Origin of the sequence: Lentisphaera profundi (assembly GCF_028728065.1) — a bacterium.
Classification (GTDB): Bacteria; Verrucomicrobiota; Lentisphaeria; order Lentisphaerales; family Lentisphaeraceae; genus Lentisphaera; species Lentisphaera profundi.
On the sequence record NZ_CP117812.1, the window covers coordinates 2,404,608 to 2,429,690 of the forward strand.

Annotated in this window: 32 protein-coding genes; 11 read left to right on the forward strand and 21 right to left on the reverse strand. The window is 39.9% G+C overall.

Translation table 11 applies throughout. The features are described from left to right. Positions 1-2 precede the first annotated feature (2 nt). The 16 genes from secY to PQO03_RS21005 are packed head-to-tail and all read right to left on the reverse strand — an operon-like array spanning position 3 to position 7,825. Positions 3-1,364, reverse strand: coding sequence for a preprotein translocase subunit SecY (secY, locus tag PQO03_RS20930; RefSeq protein ID WP_274153153.1), 1,362 nt, complete (start codon positions 1,362-1,364; stop codon positions 3-5). Positions 1,365-1,380: 16 nt separating this feature from the next. After that, positions 1,381-1,827, reverse strand: coding sequence for a 50S ribosomal protein L15 (gene rplO / locus PQO03_RS20935; RefSeq protein WP_274153154.1), 447 nt, complete (start codon positions 1,825-1,827; stop codon positions 1,381-1,383). Then, a complete protein-coding gene (gene rpsE / locus PQO03_RS20940) occupies positions 1,827-2,342 on the reverse strand; it encodes a 30S ribosomal protein S5 (RefSeq protein ID WP_274153155.1) in 516 nt (171 codons plus the stop codon). The genes rplO and rpsE overlap by 1 nt, the downstream gene beginning before the upstream one ends. A gap of 9 nt (positions 2,343-2,351) precedes the next feature. Beyond that, positions 2,352-2,717, reverse strand: a complete 366-nt coding sequence (gene rplR, locus PQO03_RS20945) for a 50S ribosomal protein L18 (RefSeq protein ID WP_274153156.1) — start codon at positions 2,715-2,717, stop codon at positions 2,352-2,354. Positions 2,718-2,738: 21 nt separating this feature from the next. Beyond that, complete coding sequence (rplF, locus tag PQO03_RS20950; protein WP_274153157.1) at positions 2,739-3,284, reverse strand: 50S ribosomal protein L6; 546 nt, start codon at positions 3,282-3,284, stop codon at positions 2,739-2,741. An 18-nt stretch (positions 3,285-3,302) separates the two neighbouring features. Further along, positions 3,303-3,695 (reverse strand): 30S ribosomal protein S8, encoded by a 393-nt coding sequence (gene rpsH, locus PQO03_RS20955; protein ID WP_274153158.1) that lies wholly within the window; start codon positions 3,693-3,695, stop codon positions 3,303-3,305. Between the two features lie 21 nt (positions 3,696-3,716). Next, positions 3,717-3,986, reverse strand: coding sequence for a 30S ribosomal protein S14 (rpsN, locus tag PQO03_RS20960; RefSeq protein WP_274153159.1), 270 nt, complete (start codon positions 3,984-3,986; stop codon positions 3,717-3,719). 11 nt (positions 3,987-3,997) lie between these two features. Next, positions 3,998-4,534, reverse strand: a complete 537-nt coding sequence (gene rplE / locus PQO03_RS20965; RefSeq protein ID WP_274153160.1) for a 50S ribosomal protein L5 — start codon at positions 4,532-4,534, stop codon at positions 3,998-4,000. A 10-nt stretch (positions 4,535-4,544) separates the two neighbouring features. Continuing rightward, complete coding sequence (rplX, locus tag PQO03_RS20970; RefSeq protein WP_337993452.1) at positions 4,545-4,817, reverse strand: 50S ribosomal protein L24; 273 nt, start codon at positions 4,815-4,817, stop codon at positions 4,545-4,547. Further along, positions 4,817-5,182: a 50S ribosomal protein L14 gene (rplN, locus tag PQO03_RS20975; RefSeq protein ID WP_274153161.1), complete on the reverse strand. Its 366-nt coding sequence runs from the start codon at positions 5,180-5,182 to the stop codon at positions 4,817-4,819. Before rplN ends, rplX begins: the two co-directional genes overlap by 1 nt. A gap of 12 nt (positions 5,183-5,194) precedes the next feature. Then, positions 5,195-5,467: a 30S ribosomal protein S17 gene (rpsQ, locus tag PQO03_RS20980; RefSeq protein ID WP_274153162.1), complete on the reverse strand. Its 273-nt coding sequence runs from the start codon at positions 5,465-5,467 to the stop codon at positions 5,195-5,197. Between the two features lie 12 nt (positions 5,468-5,479). Next, a complete protein-coding gene (gene rpmC, locus PQO03_RS20985; protein WP_274153163.1) occupies positions 5,480-5,668 on the reverse strand; it encodes a 50S ribosomal protein L29 in 189 nt (62 codons plus the stop codon). Next, on the reverse strand, positions 5,668-6,087 hold the full coding sequence (rplP, locus tag PQO03_RS20990) for a 50S ribosomal protein L16 (RefSeq protein WP_274153164.1): 420 nt from the start codon (positions 6,085-6,087) through the stop codon (positions 5,668-5,670). Before rplP ends, rpmC begins: the two co-directional genes overlap by 1 nt. After that, complete coding sequence (gene rpsC, locus PQO03_RS20995) at positions 6,026-6,724, reverse strand: 30S ribosomal protein S3 (RefSeq protein WP_274153165.1); 699 nt, start codon at positions 6,722-6,724, stop codon at positions 6,026-6,028. Before rpsC ends, rplP begins: the two co-directional genes overlap by 62 nt. A gap of 12 nt (positions 6,725-6,736) precedes the next feature. Then, complete coding sequence (gene rplV / locus PQO03_RS21000; protein WP_274153166.1) at positions 6,737-7,069, reverse strand: 50S ribosomal protein L22; 333 nt, start codon at positions 7,067-7,069, stop codon at positions 6,737-6,739. A 24-nt stretch (positions 7,070-7,093) separates the two neighbouring features. After that, the gene (locus tag PQO03_RS21005; RefSeq protein WP_274153167.1) at positions 7,094-7,825 is read right to left on the reverse strand and encodes a hypothetical protein; all 732 of its coding nucleotides are present in this window, start codon (positions 7,823-7,825) and stop codon (positions 7,094-7,096) included. A 105-nt stretch (positions 7,826-7,930) separates the two neighbouring features. On the opposite strand from PQO03_RS21005, the gene PQO03_RS21010 reads away from it, so the two are divergent. From PQO03_RS21010 to PQO03_RS21020, 3 genes are read left to right on the forward strand one after another with little or no spacing between them, the layout of a single operon-like run. Further along, positions 7,931-8,857: a SurA N-terminal domain-containing protein gene (locus tag PQO03_RS21010; protein ID WP_274153168.1), complete on the forward strand. Its 927-nt coding sequence runs from the start codon at positions 7,931-7,933 to the stop codon at positions 8,855-8,857. Further along, entirely contained in the window at positions 8,857-9,675 is an 819-nt protein-coding gene (rsmA, locus tag PQO03_RS21015; RefSeq protein ID WP_274153169.1) for a 16S rRNA (adenine(1518)-N(6)/adenine(1519)-N(6))-dimethyltransferase RsmA, read from the forward strand. The genes PQO03_RS21010 and rsmA overlap by 1 nt, the downstream gene beginning before the upstream one ends. Then, positions 9,675-10,052 carry a DUF454 family protein gene (locus PQO03_RS21020; RefSeq protein WP_274153170.1) on the forward strand — a complete coding sequence of 126 codons (378 nt, stop codon included), beginning with the start codon at positions 9,675-9,677 and terminating at the stop codon, positions 10,050-10,052. Before rsmA ends, PQO03_RS21020 begins: the two co-directional genes overlap by 1 nt. Before the next feature lie 67 nt (positions 10,053-10,119). Here PQO03_RS21020 and trxB read toward each other — a convergent pair whose 3' ends face one another. Together trxB and PQO03_RS21030 are read right to left on the reverse strand one after the other, a co-directional pair. Beyond that, a complete protein-coding gene (trxB, locus tag PQO03_RS21025; RefSeq protein ID WP_274153171.1) occupies positions 10,120-11,067 on the reverse strand; it encodes a thioredoxin-disulfide reductase in 948 nt (315 codons plus the stop codon). A gap of 73 nt (positions 11,068-11,140) precedes the next feature. Continuing rightward, complete coding sequence (locus PQO03_RS21030) at positions 11,141-13,420, reverse strand: 3'-5' exonuclease (protein WP_274153172.1); 2,280 nt, start codon at positions 13,418-13,420, stop codon at positions 11,141-11,143. A 140-nt stretch (positions 13,421-13,560) separates the two neighbouring features. On the opposite strand from PQO03_RS21030, the gene PQO03_RS21035 reads away from it, so the two are divergent. The 8 genes from PQO03_RS21035 to PQO03_RS21070 all read left to right on the forward strand — a co-directional run bounded on the left by PQO03_RS21035 (position 13,561) and on the right by PQO03_RS21070 (position 22,644). After that, positions 13,561-14,286 (forward strand): hypothetical protein, encoded by a 726-nt coding sequence (locus PQO03_RS21035; protein ID WP_274153173.1) that lies wholly within the window; start codon positions 13,561-13,563, stop codon positions 14,284-14,286. Between the two features lie 11 nt (positions 14,287-14,297). Next, positions 14,298-15,020: a hypothetical protein gene (locus tag PQO03_RS21040; RefSeq protein WP_274153174.1), complete on the forward strand. Its 723-nt coding sequence runs from the start codon at positions 14,298-14,300 to the stop codon at positions 15,018-15,020. A gap of 195 nt (positions 15,021-15,215) precedes the next feature. Beyond that, positions 15,216-15,845 (forward strand): TetR/AcrR family transcriptional regulator, encoded by a 630-nt coding sequence (locus PQO03_RS21045; RefSeq protein ID WP_274153175.1) that lies wholly within the window; start codon positions 15,216-15,218, stop codon positions 15,843-15,845. Next, entirely contained in the window at positions 15,842-16,906 is a 1,065-nt protein-coding gene (locus PQO03_RS21050) for an efflux RND transporter periplasmic adaptor subunit (RefSeq protein ID WP_274153176.1), read from the forward strand. Before PQO03_RS21045 ends, PQO03_RS21050 begins: the two co-directional genes overlap by 4 nt. After that, entirely contained in the window at positions 16,906-20,295 is a 3,390-nt protein-coding gene (locus PQO03_RS21055) for an efflux RND transporter permease subunit (protein WP_274153177.1), read from the forward strand. Before PQO03_RS21050 ends, PQO03_RS21055 begins: the two co-directional genes overlap by 1 nt. Positions 20,296-20,303: 8 nt before the next feature. Then, on the forward strand, positions 20,304-21,584 hold the full coding sequence (locus PQO03_RS21060) for a TolC family protein (protein WP_274153178.1): 1,281 nt from the start codon (positions 20,304-20,306) through the stop codon (positions 21,582-21,584). Then, a complete protein-coding gene (locus PQO03_RS21065) occupies positions 21,585-21,965 on the forward strand; it encodes a hypothetical protein (protein ID WP_274153179.1) in 381 nt (126 codons plus the stop codon). Between the two features lie 235 nt (positions 21,966-22,200). After that, positions 22,201-22,644 (forward strand): hypothetical protein, encoded by a 444-nt coding sequence (locus PQO03_RS21070; protein ID WP_274153180.1) that lies wholly within the window; start codon positions 22,201-22,203, stop codon positions 22,642-22,644. A 129-nt stretch (positions 22,645-22,773) separates the two neighbouring features. Here PQO03_RS21070 and PQO03_RS21075 read toward each other — a convergent pair whose 3' ends face one another. From PQO03_RS21075 to PQO03_RS21085, 3 genes are all read right to left on the reverse strand, one after another. Further along, entirely contained in the window at positions 22,774-24,165 is a 1,392-nt protein-coding gene (locus PQO03_RS21075; RefSeq protein ID WP_274153181.1) for a DegQ family serine endoprotease, read from the reverse strand. A 98-nt stretch (positions 24,166-24,263) separates the two neighbouring features. Continuing rightward, positions 24,264-24,587 carry an Hsp20/alpha crystallin family protein gene (locus PQO03_RS21080; protein WP_274153182.1) on the reverse strand — a complete coding sequence of 108 codons (324 nt, stop codon included), beginning with the start codon at positions 24,585-24,587 and terminating at the stop codon, positions 24,264-24,266. Beyond that, entirely contained in the window at positions 24,587-25,012 is a 426-nt protein-coding gene (locus PQO03_RS21085) for an Hsp20/alpha crystallin family protein (protein ID WP_274153183.1), read from the reverse strand. The genes PQO03_RS21080 and PQO03_RS21085 overlap by 1 nt, the downstream gene beginning before the upstream one ends. Positions 25,013-25,083: the final 71 nt, after the last annotated feature.

The window sequence follows — 25,083 nt, forward strand, 5'->3', positions numbered from 1 at the left end:
GTTTAACCTTTACGGCTTCTCAATCTTCCGCCGGTAATGAAACCGTCGTAATTGTTCTGGACTAACTGAACTTCAATTTGCTGCATAGTTTGAAGAACAACTCCAACCATAATTAACAAACTTGTTCCACCAAAGAACTGAGTAATGATAAAATCAGTTGAACCAGATCCCAATGCATTCATGAGAATGTAGGGAAGGAGCGCCAATATAACTAGGAATATCGCTCCTGCAACTGTAATTCGAGTCATTGTATCATTTAAAAATTTAGAAGTGGGTTCACCGGGTCTATGGCCTGGAACAAAAGCACCTGATCTATTCAAATCATCGGCAATTTGTATTGGATTGAATTGTGTTGCTACCCAAAAGAAAGTGAATACTAGAATGAGTAAACCTTGGATTATAAGATAAGCAGTACTACCGAAAGAGAACCAAGGAGCCACTGTCTGAGCAAAGCTTCCACCGATTTTATTTATAATCATTGGTGGGAACATCATTAAGGCTGATGCAAAGATAATGGGCATTACACCGGCATGATTCACTTTAAGTGGCAGGTATGATGTTTTTTCAATCATAGCGTTTCTACTTGCAGCGTCACGGGCATATTTCAAAGGAATTTTTCGCATACCCTGAACGAGGGCTACGGTTGCGGCTGTGACCATAAAGAGAATACCAACAACAACGAGAATTTGAACCAGGTTCCACTCACCTTCTTGGTATTTAGAATAAACAGCTGCGAAAGCTTGAGGCATAGAAGAGAGCACGTTAATAGTAATGATAATAGAAGCACCATTACCTAAACCTTTATCAGTAATTTGTTCACCAAGCCACATAATAAGGATGGCTGCTGCTGTCACAATAATCGTAGTCTGTATAACAAAAGCAGTGCCCTTGTCTGTTACTAAGTTATCGAAACCAGCTACTCCTAAGAGTTTGGATGGTGTATGCATGGCGATAGCCATCATACAACTCTGTACTGCACAAATGACGATAGTCATATAGCGCGTGTACTGATTGAGCTTCTGACGACCATGTGATCCGTCTTTTTGGAGTTTCTCCAAATTCGGGAACACAGGCGTCATTAGCTGCATGATAATCGATGCCGTAATATACGGCATTATACCCAGTACACCAATGGCAAGCTTCTGTAATGCGCCACCTGAAAATACGTTGGCCATACCAACTAATTTGTTGGCACTTTCGGATTGACTCTTAATCGACTCCATGATGTCACTAAGAACAGTGAGATCAATTCCCGGTATTGGAACATTCTTAAGTACACGTACTAAAACAATGATCCAAACCGTATACAATAACTTCTTACGAAGGTCTTGTACTTTTAACATATTTCGAAAAGCTGAAAGCATTACAGAATCCTGTTGACTAAACCGCTTCTACAGATCCGCCGGCAGCGGCGATTTTGTCAGAAGCAGTTTTTGAAAATTTATTAGCTTTAACTGTTAAAGCTTTAGAAATTTCACCATTGGCGAGAACTTTTAAACCGGCACCTACAACAGCACTGATAAGCTTTTTCTCTATGAGAGCAGCTCCATCAACAGTGTCGCCAGCATTGAAGTGTTCTTCAATACTAGTAAGGTTTACGATTGTCCATTCCTTGTGATTACGCGCTTTGAAACCACGGTTATGTGGCAAACGACGGAAAAGTGGAATCTGACCACCCTCAAAGTGAGGACGTATAGTACTACCTGAGCGTGACTTCTGCCCTTTTTCACCACGACCACCAGTACGGCCTAAACCGGAACCATCACCGCGGCAAATACGCTTACGGTTTTTGGCAGTAGCCTGCTTATTGAAAGTATTGAGCTTCATTATGCGTTCTCCTTCTTGAGGCCACGCTTAGTGAGGATCTCATCACGACTTTCAAGCATTTTAATAGCTTTTACAGTAGCGTGAACAACATTCATTGGGTTGTTTGAACCAAGTGATTTTGCAAGTACATCTTTGTAACCAGCAAGCTCTAGTACAGCACGCATACCGCCACCAGCGATAAGACCTGTACCCTCAGAAGCAGGGCGAATAATAATTTTTGCGCCAGAGTGCTTAGCAGTAGCTTCATGTGGAAGTGTCATCTTGTGGAGTGGCACTGAGAACATGTTATGCTTTGCAAGGTTTACACCCTTTTTGATAGCGTCTACAACTTCATTTGCTTTACCAAGTGCAACGCCAACGTTACCCTTGTGATCGCCTACAACTACGAGAGCTGAAAAACTGAAGTTACGACCACCTTTTACCACTTTTGAACAGCGGTTGATAGCTACGACTCTTTCGTCCAATTCCGGAGAATCGGAAGAGTTAGCATCTTTTTGATTTCTTTTATCGTTCATGTTTATCCCCTAAAATTCCAAGCCAGCTTCACGCGCGGCGTCAGCTAACTCTTTTACGCGACCATGGAAACGGAAACCTGCACGGTCGAAAACGACTTTGCTAATTCCAGCAGCTTTTGCATTATCAGCAGCAATCTTGCCTACTAATACAGCGCCTTCCTTGTTTGCAGCTTGTATATTTGTTCCATCGAAAGCTTTATCTTTAGTAGAGGCTGAGGCAAGAGTCTTACCAGCTTCATCATCGATAAACTGAACGGATATGTGATTAAGAGAGCGTGATATTGCCATGCGTGGCTTCGCTGCTGTTCCAGCAACTTTCTTACGCACATGAAAATGCCTGCGCTTTCTTTGTTGTTTTGTAGTTTTTATACTCATAATTATCTCCGTGGGCAGCTGTTATTTACCAGCGCTCTTACCTTCTTTAAGTGCGATATGTTCATTCACATAACGAACACCTTTACCTTTGTAGGCATCAGGTTTTCTGTAAAAACGAATGTTAGCGGATACTTGACCAACTAGTTGTTTATCAAATCCTTCAACAGTGATCTTTGTTGGATCAGGCATAGTAACCTTGATACCAGCAGGGATCTCGTAGTTGATTGGATGTGAGTAACCCAAGTTTAAGTTTAGAGTGTTGCCTTGTATAGCACCTCTGAAACCAGTACCGCGGATTTCTAGCTCTTTTTTCCAACCATCGCTTACGCCGACAATCATATTACAGATAAGACTGCGGTTAAGACCGTGCTCAGCTTTTGAAAAACGGCTATCGTCCTGACGTGTTACTTCAACTAATTTTGCTTCAGTATTTACGCTGGCTTCTACACGAGGAGTTAATGTGTGACTTAATTCACCTTTAGGACCTTTGACAGTAACTTCTTTAGCAGAAATTTTAACTTCAACGCCTGAGGGAATGCTTATTGCTTTATTACCAATTCTTGACATGATGAATTTCCTTAAAGATTACCAAACAAGGGCAACAACTTCGCCGCCGATGTTTTCACTTTTAGCTTTCTGACCCGTCATCATACCTTTAGAAGTCGAAATAACAGCAATACCTAGACCACCACGTACACGTGGAATCTTGTCAGCTTTCACAAAAATACGGCAGCTACCTTTAGAAACTCTTTTGAGTCCCTGAATAAGTGGCTGGCCTTTATGATACTTAAGCTGAACCTTGAGGTCCGCTTTGTTATTTTCTAATTCTACGACTTCGTAGTCTGCGATGTAACCTTCCTCTTTGAGGATGGAAGAGATAGACGCATTAACCTTTGAAGAAGGCATGTTCAGTTCGGCGAGATTCGCCATACCTGCGTTTCTTAAACGAGTAAGAAAGTCTGCGATTGTATCGTTCATTTTTTATAATTTCCTAATTGATTACCAGCTAGCTCTTCTCATGCCAGGAACAAGACCCTGACTTGCGAGCTCACGGAGTGTAAGACGTGAAACACCGAATTTGCGGTAGTAAGCACGCTTTCTGCCTGTGACTGAGCAGCGATTTACAACACGAGTAGGACTCGCGTTACGGGGGAGGTTACTAAGACCTGCATAGTCACCAGCTTTTTTCAAAGCTGCACGACGTTCTGCATATTTAGCAACAACTTTTGCTTTCTTTTCGTTTCTTTGAATCCAAGATTTCTTAGCCATGGTTCAACTCCTTACTTAGAGAAAGGCATACCAAGAAGTGCGAGGAGTTCTCTACCTTCTTCGTCTGACTTTGCCGTTGTTACAACTGTTATATTCATACCAATTGCATGTTTGATTTTGTCTAGGTCAATTTCAGTGAAGATCGACTGATCGTTGATCCCCATTGTGTAGTTACCTGAACCATCAAAACCAGTAGCTTTTACACCGCGAAAGTCACGTACACGTGGAAGTGCATTGTGAATCAAGCGCGTAAGGAATTCGTACATCATTTGACCACGTAGAGTCACTTTTGTACCAATTGCTTGGCCTTCGCGAAGTTTGAAATTCGCAATAGATTTCTTAGCTTTAGTTTCTACAGCTTTTTGACCTGTAATAGTCGTGAGAAGTTTTACAGCTTCACCAAGAACTTCACGCTCTTGCTTAGTGCCGATACCGCAGTTAAGAATTACTTTTTCGAGTTTTGGTACCATGTTAATGTTACCATATTCGAATTTCTTAACCATAGCGGCTACAACTTCTGTCTTATATTTTTCTTTCATTGAAGTCATCTGATACCACCTATGCTTTCTTAGCTGAACGAGCTTCGTATTTGTCTTTCGTCATCACGTTAGAAACGTGAATCGGAGCTTCAAATTCGACAATTCCGCCTTCTGGATTTGCTTCACTTGGACGAACAGCTTTCTTACTGATGTTGAGACCTTCAACAGTAATAGTTTGTTTAAGGCGATTGATAGAAGTAACTTTACCAGATTTGACCTTGTCAGTACGTGACCTGTCTTTACCTGCAATAATTACAACTTCTTGCCCCATCTTTACTGGGAAATCATTCATTAGAGAACCTCCGGTGCTAAAGAAACAATTTTCATAAATTTCTTTTCTCTGAGTTCACGAGCTACTGGGCCAAAGATACGTGTACCACGTGGCTCATTATTCGCGTTGATAACTACAGCGGCGTTCTTGTCGAAGTTGAGGTACGAACCGTCTGCACGACGAATTCTTTTTCTTGTACGAACAACAACGGCTTTGATGACGTCACCTTTCTTAACAACACCGTTAGGGCTGGCTTCTTTTACTGTAGCAGTAATAATATCACCAACACCAGCATATTTTCTGCGCTGACCTAATACAGTGATAGCAACAATACGCTTAGCGCCTGTGTTGTCTGCCACTTCTAGGCTTGTCTGCATCTGGATCATATATAAATCTCCTTATTCAGCAGTAGATTGAATACTCATAAGTCTCCAGCACTTCTTCTTGCTGATAGGTCTCATTTCGCAGATAAGAACTTGGTCGCCAATTTTGGCTTCGTTCTTCTCATCATGTGCGTAGTATTTTTTACTGATGTTAATAACTTTCTTAAATTTAGCATGACGCGCTTTGCGGTTAACTGTTACAACGATGGTTTTATCCATTTTGTCGCTGGTAACAACGCCTACACGCTGCTTGCGCTTGCCACGTTCTTGATTTTCGTTTTCACTCATTGGATATAATCCCTATTTACAGCGGGCTGTTTGCTCGGTTTTAATTCTGGCAACAGTTTTGCGCGCCTCGCGAATACTTGAAGTATTCTCGATTTGACCTGTTTTTGCCTGGAGTCTGAGATTCAGAAGCTCCTTGTCGAGTTCACCAAGCTTTTCAATTAGCTCCGCGTCAGTCAATTTTTTTACGTCTGCAGCTTTCATTAGATTTGATCCTCTTTAGCAAGGAAGCGAGTACGCATTCCAAGTTTGTTTGCTGCAAGTGCCATAGCTTCTTTAGCTGTGCTACGTGTTACACCACTCATTTCGAAAAGGATACGTCCTGGACGAACGCAAGCAACCCAATGATCTGGTCCTGGCTTACCTTTACCCATACGTACTTCTAGTGGCTTCTTAGAGATCGGCTTATCAGGGAAAACTCTGATCCAAACCTTTGCTCTTCTTTTCGTGTGTCTAGTCATAGTCACACGACAGGCTTCGATCTGACGAGCTGTCATCCAACCGCGATCTAGTACCTGAAGGCCAAACTCACCGAAGTCGAGCTTGTTACAGTTTCCCGCATTACCTGCGAGACTGCCTCTTTGAACCTTTCTGTATTTTACCCTTTTTGGCATTAGTGCCATGATTTTGCTCCAAATTTTTAGGTTTACATATCCAAACTTTTATACCGATAATGCCGTAAGTCGTGTTCGCTTCTGCGAATCCATAATCAATATTCGCACTGATTGTTTGTAGGGGTACACGACCTTCACTATACATTTCGTTACGCGCTAAATCAGCACCGCCGAGACGACCACCGCATTTAACTTTGATACCTTCAGCACCCATGTCCATAGCGACTTGGATTGACTTCTTCATAGCACGACGGAAAGAAACACGTCTTTCCAACTGCTGAGCAATGCTTTCAGCTACCAAAACCGCGTCTACTTCAGGATTCCGTACTTCGACTACGTCGAGGAATACTTCTTTGCCTTTAGCAAGTTTGGCTAGTTGTAGTTTTACTTCTTCAATTTGAGCGCCTTTGCTACCGATCACAAGTCCTGGACGGGCTGTGTGGATGGCTACGCGAACGCGATTTGCGAAACGCTCAATATTGATGCGGGAAACCGCAAATTCTTTAAATCTACCTTTGATAAGCTTACGAATGTCAATATCTTCTGCGAGCTTACCAGCAAAATCTTTCTTGCTTGCAAACCAGCGTGAACGCCAATCTTTCGTATAACCTATTCTGAATCCAACTGGATTTACTTTTTGACCCACTGTAAACTCCTTTTATTTCTCATCGCTGAGGATGATTTTTACGTGGCTTGTACGTTTGTTAATTCTACCAGCCGAGCCTCTAGCCTTTGGCTTAAAACGTTTCATTGTGGGGCCTTCGCCTATCACACCGAGTTTAACATAAAGTGAGCTAATATTAGCGCCTTTGTTCTCAGCGTTAGCTTTTGCGGATTCAAGAGTCTTCTTGATGATACCCGCAGCTTTTTGATCCGCAAGTGTCACTAGTTCAATAGCTTCGTTGTAGTTTTTGCCATTTACATGACGCATAACTTGACGAGCTTTGAAAGGTGACATTCTCACGTATTTCGTAACTGCTGTTGCTTCCATTTGTATCTCTTTTTTTCCAAAAAGTTATCTTTTACTTACTTTAGAAGAACCTGGCTTAATATCTTTGGCCGAGCCTTCTATTATTAAAGCTAGGCTACTATTCCGCCTTGCTTCTATTATTTTTATGGTTGCGACCTTGCGATCATTAACCGTGACATTCCAATCCGAACCTTGAACTACGCCTTGTGCGTATCCTTGGCTCATCGCAAGAACATTTAGCTCAGCATCAAGCTTCAAAACATAAGCAGCACCTTCTTCTTTAACTGCAAAGACCGTGTTTTTCACAATCTTTAGCTCTTGATTTACCAGAGCTGCTTTGTTGTCATACTCCTCAAGCAGAATTTTTTCTGCCTTCAGAGAACTTAATGCCTTACGTCCATATTCTCTAAATTCATCCTGCTTTCGTTCAAGAGCTACAATCGCATTGCGACATAAACTCAATTCCTTAAGCAAAACTACATTAACATCTTCTGCTTTTACATCAGCGGATATCAATGCGAGATCTTGTTCAATGACTGCTAGCTGCTTCCCTTTATTCAAAAGGTCTTCTTGCATCTTAACTTTCACTGACTTCAATTCCTCCAACTCTTTCCTTAACTCAAAATTGCGAATTTTCAGATCCGCTAGCTTAAGTTCTTTATCAAAATCATCGTCTTGTCCGTTTAAAACGCCCAAAAACGATGGTTCTAGAGTTAGAGCCCCCAAAATAACGAGCAATACCCATTTTTTCCAGTTGCTTTGATGTTTTTTTTCCATAAAAAAAGTAATTTTAAATATCATTTATTTTTGAGTCGGCTATTTTAGCACCCTAAGTAATTTTTTACCAGCTTTGAACCTAACACATTATAAGTTATCCAGCACATGAAATATTTTACCCTACTCACACTTTTATGCCTTAGCACTTTTGGCGGTCGTATTTATAAAGATAGCATCATGGCCAAGGTTAATGGTCACATTATCACCAGCTATGACATTCAAGAACTCTCATATAGAGAAGAAGCCCGGATTCGTCAAATCTTCACTGGCCCAGAACTTCCCTCAAGAATCATTGCCCTCAGAAAAAAAGCTTTGGGCATCCTTATTGAAGAACAGCTCATACTAGATCACTTTAATGGCAATGAAGCTTTCCAGGTCCCTTCTTCTTTATTAGAAGAACGAATTGAAAAATCAATAGCTCGTCGCTTCGGAACGGATCGCGATAAATTCTATGACATGCTCCACCAAAAAAATATGACTGTGGACGAATACCGCAAAGAAATTGAACGAGGCATCATCCTCGAACTCATGCGCATGGAATTCATTAGAAAAAAAATAGTTGTCACTCCTAGTGATATCGCTCTTTATTATGCCAAACATAAAAGTGATTTTGCTACGCCCTCAAAAATGCATATCAAACTCATCATCATCAGCAAAGATAAAGACCAAGATGGGAAACGTGTAGCGGCTTTGAATAAAGCTTTAAATGACGGGGAAAACTTTGATGGCCTTATGTCTCAATCTGATTCCCAATTCAGTGGTGACCTTGGTTTTCTAAAAATATCCGATATCCGTCCTGACTTTATCGAAGCATTACAAGATAAAAAATCAGGAGATTTCATCACTATTGAAGAAACCAGCCAAACACTTTTTGTCCAACTTAGCGAAATACGCAATTCAGAAGTCCCAAAACTTGAAACTATAAATGCTCAAATCAAACGTACGCTGCAATCAAACCAAGAAAAGCACTACCGCACTGCGTTCATTAATGACTTGAAGAAAAGTGCTAAAATCGAAAAATACGTTAAGTAATGAAAAAAGCTGAATTACTTACGACTCTAGAAAAATACGGTATTGCTCCTGCAAAAAGCCGTGGCCAAAACTTTTTGATTGATAGTAATCTCTTAGACGCCATGTGTCGCTCAATGAATATTCAAAAAGGCGAAACCATCCTTGAAGTTGGACCTGGAGCAGGCGCACTCACACGGGAAATGCTTGAACTTGGAGGCATTGTACATGCTGTTGAATTCGACTTCGCGATCCAACGCTATTTGACTGAGAACCTTCAGCATCCTAATCTCACACTTCACAAAGGCGATGCCTGTAAAGTAGACTATAAAGAAATACTTAATCTCCCTCGAGATTTTCGTTGCCTTGCCAATCTTCCCTACGCTATTTCTAGCATATTCATCTCGATCATGTCTGAACTGGAAAGTCCGCCCTCGGAAATGTATTTCTTGCTTCAAAGAGAAATGGCCGAACGCTTAGCGGCCGACAACTCTACAAAAAACTATGGCTCACTCACTGTCCGTGTCCAAGCCCTCTATGACGTAAAGATTTTACGCATCGTACCACCGGAAGTCTTTTTTCCTCCTCCCAAAGTACAATCAGCTTTTGTGACTTTGAGAATCAGAAAGAACCCACCCTCAAAAAAAGTTTTAACTAAGCTTAATGCTATTGTTCGCGCCGCTTTTAGCCAAAGACGAAAAGTAGCTTTCAAACTTATGAAAGGAACTGCCGGGCCAAATCTTGCCCAGGCTTACGAAGACCTTGATATAAATCCGAAAGCACGCGCTGAGCACATTACCGTTGATCAATACATTCAATTGGCTGAAGCTCTTATAAATTAATGTCCACAGCACCAAAAACTAGTAAACGTATCTTACTTTATATAGTAGGATGGCTAAACTTGATTATGGCTATTGCTGGCTTTCTCCTCCCCGTATTGCCTGGAACTGTTTTCTTTATCATCTCACTTGCCTGCTTTACTAAGTGTTCGCCGAAATTTCGAGCCTATGTAATGAAATCCCCTCGCCTGGCTCACTTATTGGATAAATATGAAAATGGCGAAGCTTTCTCCAAAAAGTTAATCACCTTCACATTCATTTGTAGTAATGGCTCATCTCTTGCGGGTCTCTATTTTTTCCCTGCTTATCGGCTAGAGCTATCCATGCTCATGATTTTCATGAACCTCGGACTCTATACAGTCTTCTTCACTAAGTTTTAAAATCCTACTTAAACTAAAAAAGCGGTGAATAAATTCACCGCTTTTAAAGATCTAAATGACTAAGTTTTTAAACTTCGCCTAACTCACCTAAGTATCTTTCAGCTGAAAGCGCGGCCATACAACCACTACCTGCTGCTGTAATTGCTTGACGCCATTCATGGTCTTGAACATCGCCACAGGCAAAAATACCTTCAATTGAAGTCTTTGCTGTACCTGGCGCAGTCACAATGTAACCCGCGTCATCAATATCGAGCTGACCATTTAAAAATTCTGTATTTGGCTTGTGACCGATAGCATAAAACAGACCACTTGCTGCAACGTCTTTTTCCGTGCCATCAACATTGCTTTTAACTTTCACATGAGTAAGAACTTTGCCGTCACCTAATGCTTCTAAAGGTGAAGACTGCCAGAGAATTTCAATTTTCTCATTAGCAATCGTTCTCTCTTGCATAACTTTTGATGCACGCATTTCGTCACGACGAACGACTAAATAAACTTTAGAAGCAAATTTAGTCAAGAACATAGCTTCTTCACATGCAGAATCGCCACCGCCAATCACAACCATCGGCTTATTACGAAAAATGGGTAAGGCACCATCACAGACAGCACATGCAGAGACGCCATTCTGCCAGTATTGCTCTTCTCCAGGAAGTCCTAAACGCTTTGCAGTTGCACCGGTAGCAATAATTACTGAAGCTGCCTCGTACTCAATACCATTCGCTTCTAACTTAAAAGGGCGAACACTCAAGTCTATTTTATCAACTGTCTCAGTAAGAATCTCAGTACCATAACGAATTGATTGCTCACGCATATTCATCATTAAGGTAATACCGTCTACACCCTCGGGGAAACCCGGGAAATTTTCAACTTCAGTTGTTGTTGTTAGTTGGCCACCTGCTGCAACTCCACCTGCCATAAAGCCTTCAAGCATGAGAGGCTGCATTTCGGCTCTAGCTGCATAAATTGCGGCTGTGTGTCCCGCAGGGCCTGAGCCTACGATAATCACTTTTTTCATTGTATTTCCTTTCTAATTTAGAATTAACTTTTTTTAAAATGTCTGAAACTTAGATAAAAACAACTCTTCTTTGTTAAAATTCAAAAAGACTTAGTTGCTCAGCACGGAATAGCTCCTCAAAATTTTTGCCTACGAGCACCAGGTAGTTATTTGCTACTTTCGCAATTTGTGACTCTATGTAGTGCTCTATATCTGGAGATCGTGGATTCATGGCACTTGGAACAGGTCCATCATCTAATGTAACAATATATGAAATTACATTCACTGCTGCCGAAGGCTGAAAATGATCTAGAAATTTTTGTAGTGCTATTACTTGTGCTTGATCTTTCTTTTCGATTAGATCTTTTTGACGTACTTTCCGAAAGTAGGAAAGCTTATCTCGGTGCGTGCCTTCTCTAAATTCTTCTGTAAAACTACGAATCCAAGCCTGCCAATCAGTTCCCCCAAGTATTTGCTTCAATAACTCTTCTTGGAAAAAGTGTGCTAAAGGCGTCCAACGCGGTCCCGTATTATTCAAACCCACAATTTTGAGTTCATCTTCACTCTCTTGATACGCATAGCGAAGGAAATTATCGTTATTTCTTTTTATGAATACAATATTTTCAAATGAATTAACTTTTTCACAAAAAGGAAATTGGGCTTCTAAACCTAAGTCTAAACAAGCATTTTGAACACATTGATTTAAATGTGCCTCTACATCCACATCAGGATTATCCATGCTCACGTATAAATTTGTATCATTCCAAGCTACTAACTTTGCCGAAATCGCTGTCAGTCCTTGATTTAACTCTTCACTCAACCACGCACAAGCTTGGGTGATTGCCCCTTTATAAGCCGGAGTGAAAAATCTATTGGCAGACTTCAAACTTTCTTCCATGCATTGCTTAAGCGTATGATTTATGGCCCGATACTGCCAGTCGGCATCTTTAAGTTCCTCACGGTAGGTCAACAAGCTTGATAATTCTTTAGCTAAAAAAGCTTTTTCCTGACAGCGCTTTGCTCCCCAGGGAAGCTCTTCCTCGCCTTCGGCTTGTGCCAAAGAATAAGGATCAATATCAAATAAACTTGCGACCCAAGCCGTTATTTGCGGAACTCGCAATTGCACGACTTTATCGTGAACTCCTTGCTCCGAACCTAAATAACGATAGGCATCATTTCTTGAGGTTTTCTTTTCGCCATCACCAAGGGCGACATAGCCACCTTGATGTATTCTAGGAATGCATAAATTTTCAAGAATCGTATTATTACTCTCTAGATGACTAAAAGTCACTCCTGACAAACTGCTGCGCGCCGCCATGAACTCTACGACGCCAATCTTCTCGAATAAGCGCGTTACCAATTCCACATCCTGTAAATTGTATTTCGCTAGATTCTCTTTTTCTTCTACAAACTGACGCTCAATCTCTGCTAATTTATCTTCTTCTCCGTGTATTAGCTTACCTTCACCTAAGAGCTCTACCGCTACAGTTTCTAAACGATTATTTTTAAAGACGTAGCCCATATCACGAATTGCAGACATGCCCTCGATAACAACTCGGCCAGACATATAGGCAAAACTCACTCCCATCATTGGAGAAAAAATATCTGGTTCTTTACCCATTCGGTCTAGTTTAAAATCTAAGTAATTACGTTCACAGTATTTCTGTAGTTGATCCAAATCATAACCAATGACATTCCAACCAATAATAATATCGGGATCTTCTGCCGCTATATAATCCATAAAAGCATTGAGCAAGTCAGTTTCATTACTAAAACATGTGGTGAATTCATTCATTTCGTGGCGATATTCATCCAGCATGAAAACTTTTTTACGCTCTGGTCCACATCCAGTGACATGAACCGCAATTGAAAAGAGGCTATCAATATTGACACCATTTTCTATATCTATTGAGGCTTTCCTAAAGTCTGTCTTGACCTCATAAGGCTTCATCCGTGGATTTTTAAATACCGCACGACCATCCTTAACTTTGGCGTCTCCCTCTAGCCAAATACCACCGCGTATTCCTAATTCCATCAAGAATCGCTCATGGTGTTTAATCTGTGACTCATGAACCGCTTGCCCGGCTTCTTTACATGCATTAAGCAGTCCATTCTGAGCATTTCGTGTTTTAAAGGAGTACGCCTTTAAATCCTCGCCCTGTAAATTTTTCAGAGAAGTGGACTTCAATTCAAAATCCGGTAAGCCTTCATTGTTTTCTAAATCTGCCGAAAAGAACACTCCGGGAACATCTGTAATCAGAATCTCGATCGGCCCCAGTTCTGGTGATCTACCAAAAAAACGAAACCCTAGGCGACCTGCACTTAAATCTGCAGTCTCACCAGTTAGAAGAAAAGCACTTGCTGCGTAAGTCAAATCATCATCCCAAATTTATTTTTTAACCTCGCCAATATGAACGCATTCCTTACATCTTACAACGCAAACCTTGACAAGGTGAATAATTTGTTTTTTACTTGTTAGCAACCATATAACTTAATGATCAAGGAGTGTCTAATATGAGTCAAGATAATGATGAAAGTAAGGATTTAGAATTAATCCAAGCTATCAAAAAAAGAATAGATAAGATTGAACAATTAAAAAAGAGCCAAACTTCGTTTAGGAATTTTGCTCTCGTTATTATTGTAGTACTCATCGCGCTATTATTTGCCCGACTCAATAGCATTGCCAATGAACTAAAAAACAATCAAGATGCCATTGTACAGGCAATAAAAAAAGACTCTGAAGCTCTACTACAGAGTCGGCTAGCTGATTTAAAAAAGAAAGCAAAAAGCGAACTACTTCCAAGTATTAGCGCCAGCATAAAAAAAGAATATGCTAAAAACTCCGAAAAACTCGAAGGTCACATCAAGTCTCTTGAAACTGATCTCCGTAAAGTAACAGAAGACCGAATCCATAAGCTACTTACCAATGCTCTCGATACTGCATTTGATAATATCGGTGAAACTTACACAGATGTTCAAATCAAAGAGTTAGAGACTAATATTGAAACTCTTGCAATCGCCATCACAGAGAAAGTAATGGCCACCACTGCCGATAGTATCGTTGCACTAGAACCTGAGTTTGATGGTATTGCCGATCGCTTAAGTTCTATCAGCGTCGACGTTGTCAACATTGAAAAAATCGATCATGGTCTAGCTGAAAGAAAACTTGTAGCAGCCTTACTCGACCTTTTAAAATACCAAATCGTACCGGAAGACGCTGTTCAACCGGTCGCACAATAGGAGGATAAAGCATGAGCAAAACCCAAACAGAACTCGAAGTAATTTCGGCAAAAATCCAAGCCCTTGAAAGTTCGACATCCAAATCTCAAAATATAACTAAAATTGTTTATTCAATTTTAATCGTCGTAGCAGCTATTTACGCCTTCTACATCCCATCACAGTTGAAGCATATTACTCAACCTGAAGTGATCTCGACAATGGCGATGGATCTCGTTGAAGACAAAATTCCTGAAAACGAGGTGATCCTTAAAGGCGTAGAAGATTTAGCGAATCGCGAAATATCTAATGCTTTTAATCAATTGGACAAAAAAATCCCTGAATTGAAACAGGAAATCATTACGGCTGTAGACACAAATTTTGGCCTTGCAACCGAAAGTATAAATGAACTCATTAGCAATGATATAGCTAAAATGTTTCGCGATGTTAAAGATAAACTCGATGAAAATAAATCATTAACTCAAGATAAGGATAACTTAGATCGTCTTGCCTCCACTCTTAGTGAAGGAGTTCAACTTCAACTCAATGCGATCATTGATTCTCACTTAAAGATTGATGTTCTAGATAGCATGCTCGCAAAATTACAATACAAGAAAAACCTTACTCAAGAAGAGTACACACAGAAACAAGTCATTGCCTACGCTTGGGTTCTAGCAAGTGATGAAGAGTATCGTGAAGAACTCAAGGGTAAAACTCTTGATCTTTTAGACAAAGCGAATACGCCAATCGCTGAATAATAAAGTTTAAAAACTCTTTACTTAAAGGCCCATTGAATTTATAGATTCAATTGGCCTTTTTTTAGTATACCTCAAATTCCTCAATCCTAGTTTTTAATAATAAACAACATTTTTCCCATCATTGCTTTTGTCTTTATCGTTTAAGATCATAAGTTCACAAAACCGACCGACCAGTCAGTCTTGGAGGGGATCAAAATGAAGAAACGTGAATTAATACTAAATTCTGCTAGTAAAAAGTTTAAAGATAAAGGTTTTGCAAACACAACAATTTCTACCATAGCTAAAGACGCAAACATTGGTAAAGGAACAATTTACGAATACTTCTCTTCAAAAGAAGACTTACTCATGCATTGTTGTATCGGCAATTGCCATGCAGTGGAAGCCCGCATAGATAGCTTGGTCAGTACCTTGGATGAAGCGAACAGTAATCCCGTCAAAATAATTTATACCACACTTCACACAGTCTTATCTGAATTTTTTGCCAAAGGGGTAGAAGACAACCGTCTTTTTTATGAACTTTCTTTGTTAATCGCCACAAACCCAGAAGTAAAAACTATTGTCAGTAAAGAATTCCGAGTCAAATTAGCACATTGGCAAAGTCTTGCTTTAGCCGATTACCAAAGAGGCTTAGATGAAGGTTACTTCCGAAAAATAAACAAGCCAAATGACCTAGCCTGTTTTATTGTCGCCACGATCGATGGTCTGATTTGGCAAATGCAATGGGCTGATGAAGAAGAATTAAAAACGCGCCCAAAAAGAATGGCCTCTATGTATCTTACTTTAATCATGAATGAACCCGACCGTCTCGAGGATTTAATAAAATGAGAATTCCTTTACTTATCTGGCTTTTTTTAAGCTTCACTCTACTCAGCAATACGCAAGTAAATCAATGGAAACCCCACAAACACCCCGCCAAATTACAACGCCTTATAACAGGCTTCACCGAGCCATGTAAATTCCTAGAACTCAAAGCGGAGTATCCCTCGCGCCTCATTAATTTTGAGCTCAATGAAGGCGATGTACTCAAAGGCCCGAATCAAAAAATCATTGTTGCCAAACAAGATACCACCTTAGTAGAACTTGAGCTCAAAGCAAGTAAAGCAGCGCTAGAGAGTCAAAAGCAGAATTCAAAAACTCAACACGCCCGTGCTGAACTTGAAAAACGTCATGTGAAATACCGCAAATTAGAGATGGATAGAATTAAGCGCTTAAGTGATGATGGAAAAATAGCTAAATCAAACTTTGATCGCTCCTTATATGAATACGACGAAGCTCAACTCAAACTCATTGAAGTCAATCAAAATATCGCTTTACAAAATCAAGTAATTACTGAAGCTGAAATCAAAATTGAAACCGTCAAAGAAAAACTTAAGCGTCATTATATCCTAGGCCCAAAGGGATGGGTTTTGAACTCTCAAAAAGTTGAAGCTGGCACTTGGCTCAATGCCAATGATGAAATTTGCCAATTAGTCGATATTCGTCAACTGAGTATTAACTTTCGTCTAAGCCAAGAAGAATATGAGGTTTTGATAAAGGACCCCATTCAATTAAGCTTTAAAAAACAATTACTTAAAAGCAAAATTCATAGAAGTGATCTAAGCTATGATCCCGTAAGTCGTAAAAGACATGTAGAATTAAGAATAGATTCTAAGCAGCTCAATCATGCTACTGGTGGACTCGAAGTTAAATTAGAAATCTTAGTCGATTACCCTTCACCTGCAGTTCTTGTCCCTCATGATTTCATGCATAGTGGACTCGAACAATCCTGGCTCATCAATAATAAAAATCAAAAGATCATTGTCCAACCTTTGCGCCGAGATAAAGATTTCTACATTATTAAAAAAAGCGAAATCCCCATCGATAGTATTCTTATTAAGGCAAAATAATGAAAAACTTCATTTCATTTTTTCTTAAACAAAGCGTATTACTCAATATCATCTTTGTGGGCATGATTATTTTTAGTGCCACTATTGCCATCCCTAATTTACCTGTTGAGCAATTCCCCAACTTCACTTTTGGAGAGGTTCAAATCTCCACTATGTATCCCGGCTCAACTCCTGATGAAGTGGAACGACTCGTCACTGAAGAAATCGAAGATAGCCTCAGGGGAATGGAAGATCTTGATTATATTAAATCAACTTCACAGGCAGATCGCTCAAATATCACCGTTAAATTTGTCGATGACACCGATTACGAGGCCCTATATAATGAGCTTCGCTTTCGGGTAATGGGAATACAGAATCGACTGCCTACACAAAATGGCGAGCCCCTAACGCCTTTCTTTTCTGAAGCTGATGTCGATGAGTGGCTTCCTGTCATTCAAGTCAATCTTATCTCTAAAAAAGATCAACAAGCCTTACCTAAACGAACTTTAGTTCTCTTAGCAAAAGATCTTCGTCTTCGTTTAGAACAAATTGATAAAGTCAAAAAAGTTCTCTTGCTCGGCGATGACATGGATCAATACGTCGTTGCACTGGATCCTCAAAAACTCGATACACACCGCGTCACTCTTCGCGATGTCGCCCAACAAATGCGCTTATCAGGTCAAGCACCTCCTTCTGGTAGCATTACCACCAATTCAGGGGAAAACCTTATACGAATTGATCAGCGCTACCGTAACTCAGAAGATATTTATAGTGTAACGGTCAGACAAGATGGTGAAGGCAACCAAATCACGGTAGGCGACCTAGTTCTAGATGAAGAGTCAGGTATACGCAAACTACAGGGCAATCTCATCAACAGTATAAATGCCGAAGATTCGACTGCCTGTAAAGTACTCAAACTACGTTCTGGAAATGCTTTTAAAATAAAAGATGATGTTAAGCAGGTAGTACAAAGTTTCCAGGAAGACTACAAGCAATACAACTTTGATGTGGTTTACACTCTAGATACTACCAACAAAATCAAAGACGGCTTAGGCGTCCTATCTGACAGCTTAGTACTCTCCATTATTTTTGTAATGTACCTATTATTTATATTTTTGGCTCAGCGCAGTGCCAAGCTCACTCTGATCGGTACCGTTCTAGCCCTCACTGCCACTGCAGTCAGTTACTCCTCTGACTCAAGATTATTGCAAGCTCTTGCTATTGGCATTCTCGCTTGTTTCGTCATGTATGTATGTCGTGCTGCAGTGCTCACGATATCTGGAATTATTTTCAGTTTCCTCGGCAGTCTTCTCATTTTTTATCTTACAGGACAATCCATCAATGAATTAACCTTACTAGGTTTTGTACTGGTTTCTGGTATAGTTGTAGATGATGCCATTGTTGTTATTGAAAATATCCAACGCCATCGCGAAATGGGGAAAGATATTAAGAAAGCAGTAGTCGATGGAACTGCGGAAGTTTTTTGGCCAGTCCTCAGTGCAACCTTAACGACTATGGCCGCCTTCCTTCCTCTATTATTAATGACCGGATCTGTAGGTGATTTCTTTTCACTTGTCCCCATAGCAGTTTGTACCGCTTTAGCTATTAGCATAATCGAATGCCTCATCCTACTTCCCGTGCATGTTATTGATTTAGAGAACCTCCTCGGGAAAGAAGAAGCTCCCGAAACTCATAAAGAAGAAAGTTTAGATGATTTTTTAACCCGTGATGGTATCATGGGGAAATTATCGCGCTTTTATCACCGCTGCCTAAGCTGGACACTCGATCACCCCCTCACAAGTATATTTGCGTCTGGCACACTTTTTTGCATTGCCATTTTTATCATGATTATGCCTGCATTCGGCTTCACTCCCATCCTAAAGTTGGTTTTCTTTCCAGACAATAGTTCGATCATGCAAGTTTATGTTCGCATGCCTGGCGGCACTCCTCTCGAAGACACCGATAAAGTGGTCCGCGCTATCAGTAACAAACTCCTTCAAAAAGGAGGGAAACGCATCCTCAATACAACGGCTCAATCTGGTATGTTAGTAGACCTAGATTACAAGCCTGTTATGAGCAATCAATATGGCTTCATCATGGCGGAATTACCTCCTAAAGCCGATCGTGATTTTGATGATGCGGCATCATTTATTCGCGATACTCGCAAAGAACTAGAAGAGGAATTCGAAATCAATGGCATCGATTTAGAAGTTGTTGCCGCAAAAGATGGACCTCCGGTTGGTTTACCGATCAATGTAAGAGTCTCGGGTAATAATGATGCCACTATCATGAAAGTTGTAAAAGACATCATGGCATTTTTAGATGACGAATCAACTAAAAGCCTTAAAGGAATCATTGACTTGAAGCACGATCGCCAATTGCGCTCAAATGTGCTCTCCTTCAAAATCGACCGACAAAAACTTGCGGGGCTCAAACTTTCTGAAGTCGAAGTTCAGCAATTTATTGCGGATAGCTTGGACGGTGCTTACATTGCCGATTTCCGTCGTTCAGATGAAGATATTCCTTTAAAACTCCGACTTGCCCAAAGCCAAATCCAAGACCCCATTGATTTAATGAATATCCCTTTTGTCAATCAAGCAGATGGCAAACGCGTTTTATTTAGCGACCTTGGTCATTTCACTTCCGAAAGTGTCTCGTCTTCATTAATCCGCTGGGATTTTCAACGCATTGTCACCATTTCGGGCAACTTAGATGAAGACACCAAAATCGGGGCTCTTAACGTCACGGCAAAAATCAATGACTGGTGGAAAGCCAATCGCAATAACTATCCAGGAACAATCATTTCATTTGGCGGTGAATCAGAAAGTACAGGCAAAAGCTATCGCTCCTTAGCTTCCGCATTTTTACTAGCGGTCATTCTCATTTATGGTATTTTGGCGAGTCAATTCAGTAGCTACCTGCAACCTCTATTGATTATGTCCAATATTATTTTCAGTTTCACGGGAGTTATTATTGTCATGGCCTTACTCGGATTAGGCTCGGATATGCTTCCTGCTGGTACCATTCGCCCCGAACGTTCCTATTTTACTGTTAATGGTTTCATGGCTATGGTAGGACTCACAGGCTTAGTCATTAATGATGCCATTGTTCTTATTAATTTCATTAATCAACGCCTTCGAGATGGCCTCCCTTTAAAGGATGCCTTACTTACTGCTGGTCATCAACGTATGCGACCTATAATGATGACTACCTTTACCACCATTGCGGGCTTACTCCCCATGGCCATTGGCATCCCCGATTTCAGTATAGCCTGGAGCCCCTTTGCTACTGCTTTTATTGCAGGCTTAACAGTCAGTACTAGCATGACTCTTTTAGTCATCCCCGTACTCTTCGAGATCTTAGAAAGATTTCGCAACATTAAATTTTTTAACCGTTTTAAAAATAGCTAAGAGGATTCATGAAAAAATACTTCGTTCTTATCTCCCTTACACTACTCACACAAGTCTGTGCAGAGCAACTCTCCTTAGATAAGGTCTCAAATCTGGACTTAAAACTCAGTGATGTTCGATCCTTAGTCATTAAGAATCTCAGTGAAATTCGCAATAGTGAAATCCGTATCCAACAAACTGAAGCAACCAAAGACCTACGTGTTTCTCGCTTTAAAACACAAGGTGATATTAGCGCGGGTTATGAAAACCTCTTTGATTCTAGTGACGCTTATTCTTTTGGCTTTGACGAGGATGAAGATGAACGTATGAATACCTCTTTGAAAATAAGTCAGTACCTCTATGGCTTTGGCAGAAAAAAGTGGGCTCTAGAAGAAGGCTTAGCAGAAGTTAATTTGAGTCGTGTACAAAATGCGATGATTATTCGCGACCTAAGTTTTAAAGCTCGACTCAATTACTGGAATTATATCTTTGAACAAGCAGGACTAGAAATCGCTAATGAACGACTCCAATTAAGCCAAGAAGAAGAACAAGATACCGAAAGCCTTTTTGAGGCCGGTACACTTAGCCGTGTCGATGTTCTCCAAACAAAAGTAACCAAGATGCAGTCGTTAAATACTTCTCGTTCACAAAAATCTCGACTCCACGAAAGCATGATTGAATTGGCGTCTTCCATTGGCTTAGTCAATGATACAATTAAATCTTCAGATGCCTTAGATCCTCCTCAACACATGGAGAAACTGCTCGTTCAAGTAAAAACCTTACTTGATAAGAGCTTAGAAATTGCTCTTCTTGAAGCAGATTCAAACGTTTCGCAAACAAAAATCGAACAAGTGAAATCCGAGTATGCACCAGAATTGTACGGTCTCGCAAGTGCTGGTGTCACTGGTCCTCATACTGATGACTTAGAAGACGGATGGCTTGTGGGAGTTACTTTAAACTGGAAAATCCTCGATGGTAACCAACGTAACTCACGCCGACTCTATCAAGCCAAAAACATTTTAGCTAATCAGTTTTCGGTTAAAGCAGAAATTCGCGAGCGTACAAGAATATATCTTCAGCTAGAAACTCAGTGGGACAGCCTAGCAGAGCAAATTTTTAATGAAAAACAAGCACTTGCTTTCGCAGAAGAAAATTATACAATTGCTCGCGAACAGTATCAAGCAGGTCTACTTACACTCTTGCAAGTGAGTGATGTCAATTTACAATTAGTCGAATCTCGCTATCGCTTACTCTCGATCATCTATCAGATGCAAGTACTTCGCGAAAACCTCCTCTACTTAAAGCAGTAAATGAAGAAACGATTCCTAATATTAACGGCCTTTATCTTCAGCTGCTCTCATAATGAACTAAGCTTTGATTATAAAAGTGTTGAAATCGATGAAATAATGGAAAGTATGGATCAACCTTCATGGCTACTCAATCGTATGGTAAAATCAAAACACTATACAAAGTCCGATTGGAAAGAGCAGTTAGAAATTATCCAAAGAGAAAGCCATGTACTCGTCAAGTTAAATCATCCTGATGAACTTTTTCAGAAACTTGCTATTCAAAGCTCTTTCGAGCTCGATCAATTCATCATAAATCTATCTAAGATGGATATGAATGAACAAGAAAAAAGTTGGATCGCTATCAAAAACAGCTGTCAAAAATGCCATGAAGTGTACGACTAAGAGACATCAATTAACGAAATGTCAAGATTCTTCCATCATAGTCATAATTTTTTTGTATTCTTACAAGACTCGTGTTAGTTTATTGAGTACTCTAACTACTAATGGACACATAAATGACCAGTTTAATCATTGCTTCACTTATACTTGCAGTCCTAGCTTCTTCATATAAAGCACCTAGAATGCAATTGAAGCCAATCCCCGTTCCTGTCAAAAAAAGACACCCGAACAAACGATAATGAAGAACTTACTACCTAGTGTAGTTCTTTCTTTATTTTTATTTACCTCCTGTTACTCAAACAAAGCCCCTGATGAATATGAAAAACGAGAAACTCTCGCGATTCATGAAACGATTGCCCGCTTTGATGGAATCCAATATGTCACCTGCCGCGGAAGAACTAGTGCTTGTCCACAAAAATGTGGTCACTCGGGTGAGTTTGCCAAATTCACCATTTTAGAATATACTAAATTTCATAAATACGGCCAATACGGCAATAAAAGAAAACAGTATCAGATTCAAATTTCTGACTTTAATAAAAGTCTTTTAATAAATGTACCCAAGCTTCCTAAAGGTTTACAGCAAGGCGACAAAGTCATCCTTAACTGGAATCATGACTACGTCACAAAAAATCATAGTTCTTATCCTATTCATCCTTTGCTTAAAATAGAAAAGATACCCTAAGCTAGCTCTCTCCCTATTCACCATTAGAGTACGCATCATATAGGCTTATGAATTTTGTCTATCCTCTACAATAAAAAAGGTCCACAGTATCAACTGTGGACCTTTTTTATTTTTAAACTCTTTAGAGTTTTATTTTTTCAATAAGACATAGCGTGAAACACCATTCACTTTTACCAAAAATAATGCTCGCTCTGGGTTCAATGATACCGCTTCGTTATACTCCTTTAGATTAGTCACTAAACGACGATTAACTTGGGCAACGACCATGCCTGCTCTAAGACCGGCATCTTCGGCTACTGACCCAGCCTTCACTTTCGTCACAATGACACCCTCTGGAAGGTTCGAACCAAACTGCTTAGTATTAGTATCATTCTGTTGCTCAATAGTAAGCCCAAACCTTTCAGTTTTTGCTAAAACTTTTTCTCTTGATCCAACAGTAATCCTTACAGACTTCTGCTTATCTTCACGGATAATGACTAGAGCAATTTTATCACCAGGTTTTTCCATGGCGATTGCATTCCTAAAAGCCGCAAGATTTACGATCGCCTTTCCTTTTAACTTTACGATTACATCTCCAGAAAGTAGACCCGCTTTCTCCGCTGGAGAATCAGGACTAACTTGAGAAATTAGAATCCCCGCTTTTACATCAAAACTTTCTGCTAATTCTGCCGTAAGTTCTTGCATATAAATACCAATGAAACCACGCGTTACTGCACCGTTAGCAATAAGCTGTTCTGTGATTTTCTTAACCATATTTATAGGGATAGCAAAGCCGATCCCCATATAACCACCACTACGACTAAATATCGCTGTATTGATACCAATAACTTTTGAATCCAAGTCAACTAATGGTCCACCAGAGTTACCTGGGTTGATAGCAGCATCCGTTTGAATGAAGTTTTCATAATCTGTTATACCTACACTATTACGACCTTTGGCCGACACTATACCAGCTGTAACCGTATGAGATAAACCGAAAGGATTACCAATCGCCATCACCCATTCACCGATTTCTAATTTATCTGAGTCACCTAATTCGATAACTGGTAAATCTTTCGCATCTACTTTCACAACTGCTACATCAGATTTAGGATCTTTACCGATCACTTTTGCTTCGAATTCACGGCCATCATTTAGCATAACTTTAATATGATCAGCTTCACCAATAACATGGTTATTGGTGAGTACGTAGCCATCTTTAGATATAATAAAACCAGAACCTTGCCCCACTTCTTCTCTTCGTTTTTGAGTAGGTTCATCACTTCGCTCACCCTGTTCAGGTGCCTGACCAAAAAAACGTCGCATAAAGTCTTCTCGCGAGTTATTTTGGCCACCTCTAGTTCTTTCCACATCTTTCTCAACACGTATTTGCACGACTGCAGGGGATACGGTTTTGGCGACATGAGCAAAGGCCCGACTCGTTTGTTTGAGTTGTGATATTTCTTTTTTTATATCTTCATCAGCTATAGCAGCAGGACTTGCCAACAAGGCCATCGCTGTGAAACAAAGGATTCTTTTCATTACTTTTCTCCAATTTTAAAATTAAGGCAGAGCTGACTCAGTATATGACTGGTCTGCAAAACTAACCTTAAGATGTTCCAGTTTATTTATTTCCATAATTAGGCGACTTCAATCTTAATTTTCGTAGGTGATTTTTTAGCGATTTTTGGTAAATCAATTTTTAAAACCCCTTGCTCAATTTTTGCTTTGATTTGCTCTAAATTTATTGTTTCTCCTAATTCATAACGACATTCATAATACTTCTCACTACACTTAGCTGAAGACTCCGCATCTCCAATAAGCTGTTTTGCATTGATACTAAGTACATGATCTTCTATATCAATATTGAGATCAGATTCTTTAACTCCTGGTAGATCGAAATATAAGTTAAATAACTGGCCCGAGTCTACTATATCAACTAATGGCTGAATTTTTGTTTTCATTATGCGGCTCCTTGTGCTTTAATAATTATTTTCTTTGGCTTTTGTGTAGCCTCTTTAACTAAGTTCACTGTCAATATCCCATTTACGTAACTTGCTTGAACTTTCTCTTCATCGACCTTGAATGGTAAAACTAAACTTCTTTCAAAATTCCCTTGTACCCGTTCTCGCCTTAAAATATTCCCTGATGTAATAGGGTTCTTACGCTCTGCGTTTAAACTTAAGGTATCATCCTTATAATTGAGCTCAATTTTTTCAGGATCTACTCCTGGCAATTCAAAGTTTAATATCAAGGCATCTTCAGTTTTACAGCTGTGGACTTTTGGTGATAATTCACTCTGACCTGAGTCTTGTGTATGAGTAAAGTTGTTGAAAATTCGATCTAGTGATGCCCATGGGTCCATTAAAACTTGTTTTCTTTTATACATTATGTTCTCCTTATATTTTATTGATTTAAGTGAATCCACCATAGGCAAAGCCATGCCAATTGAATTTATAT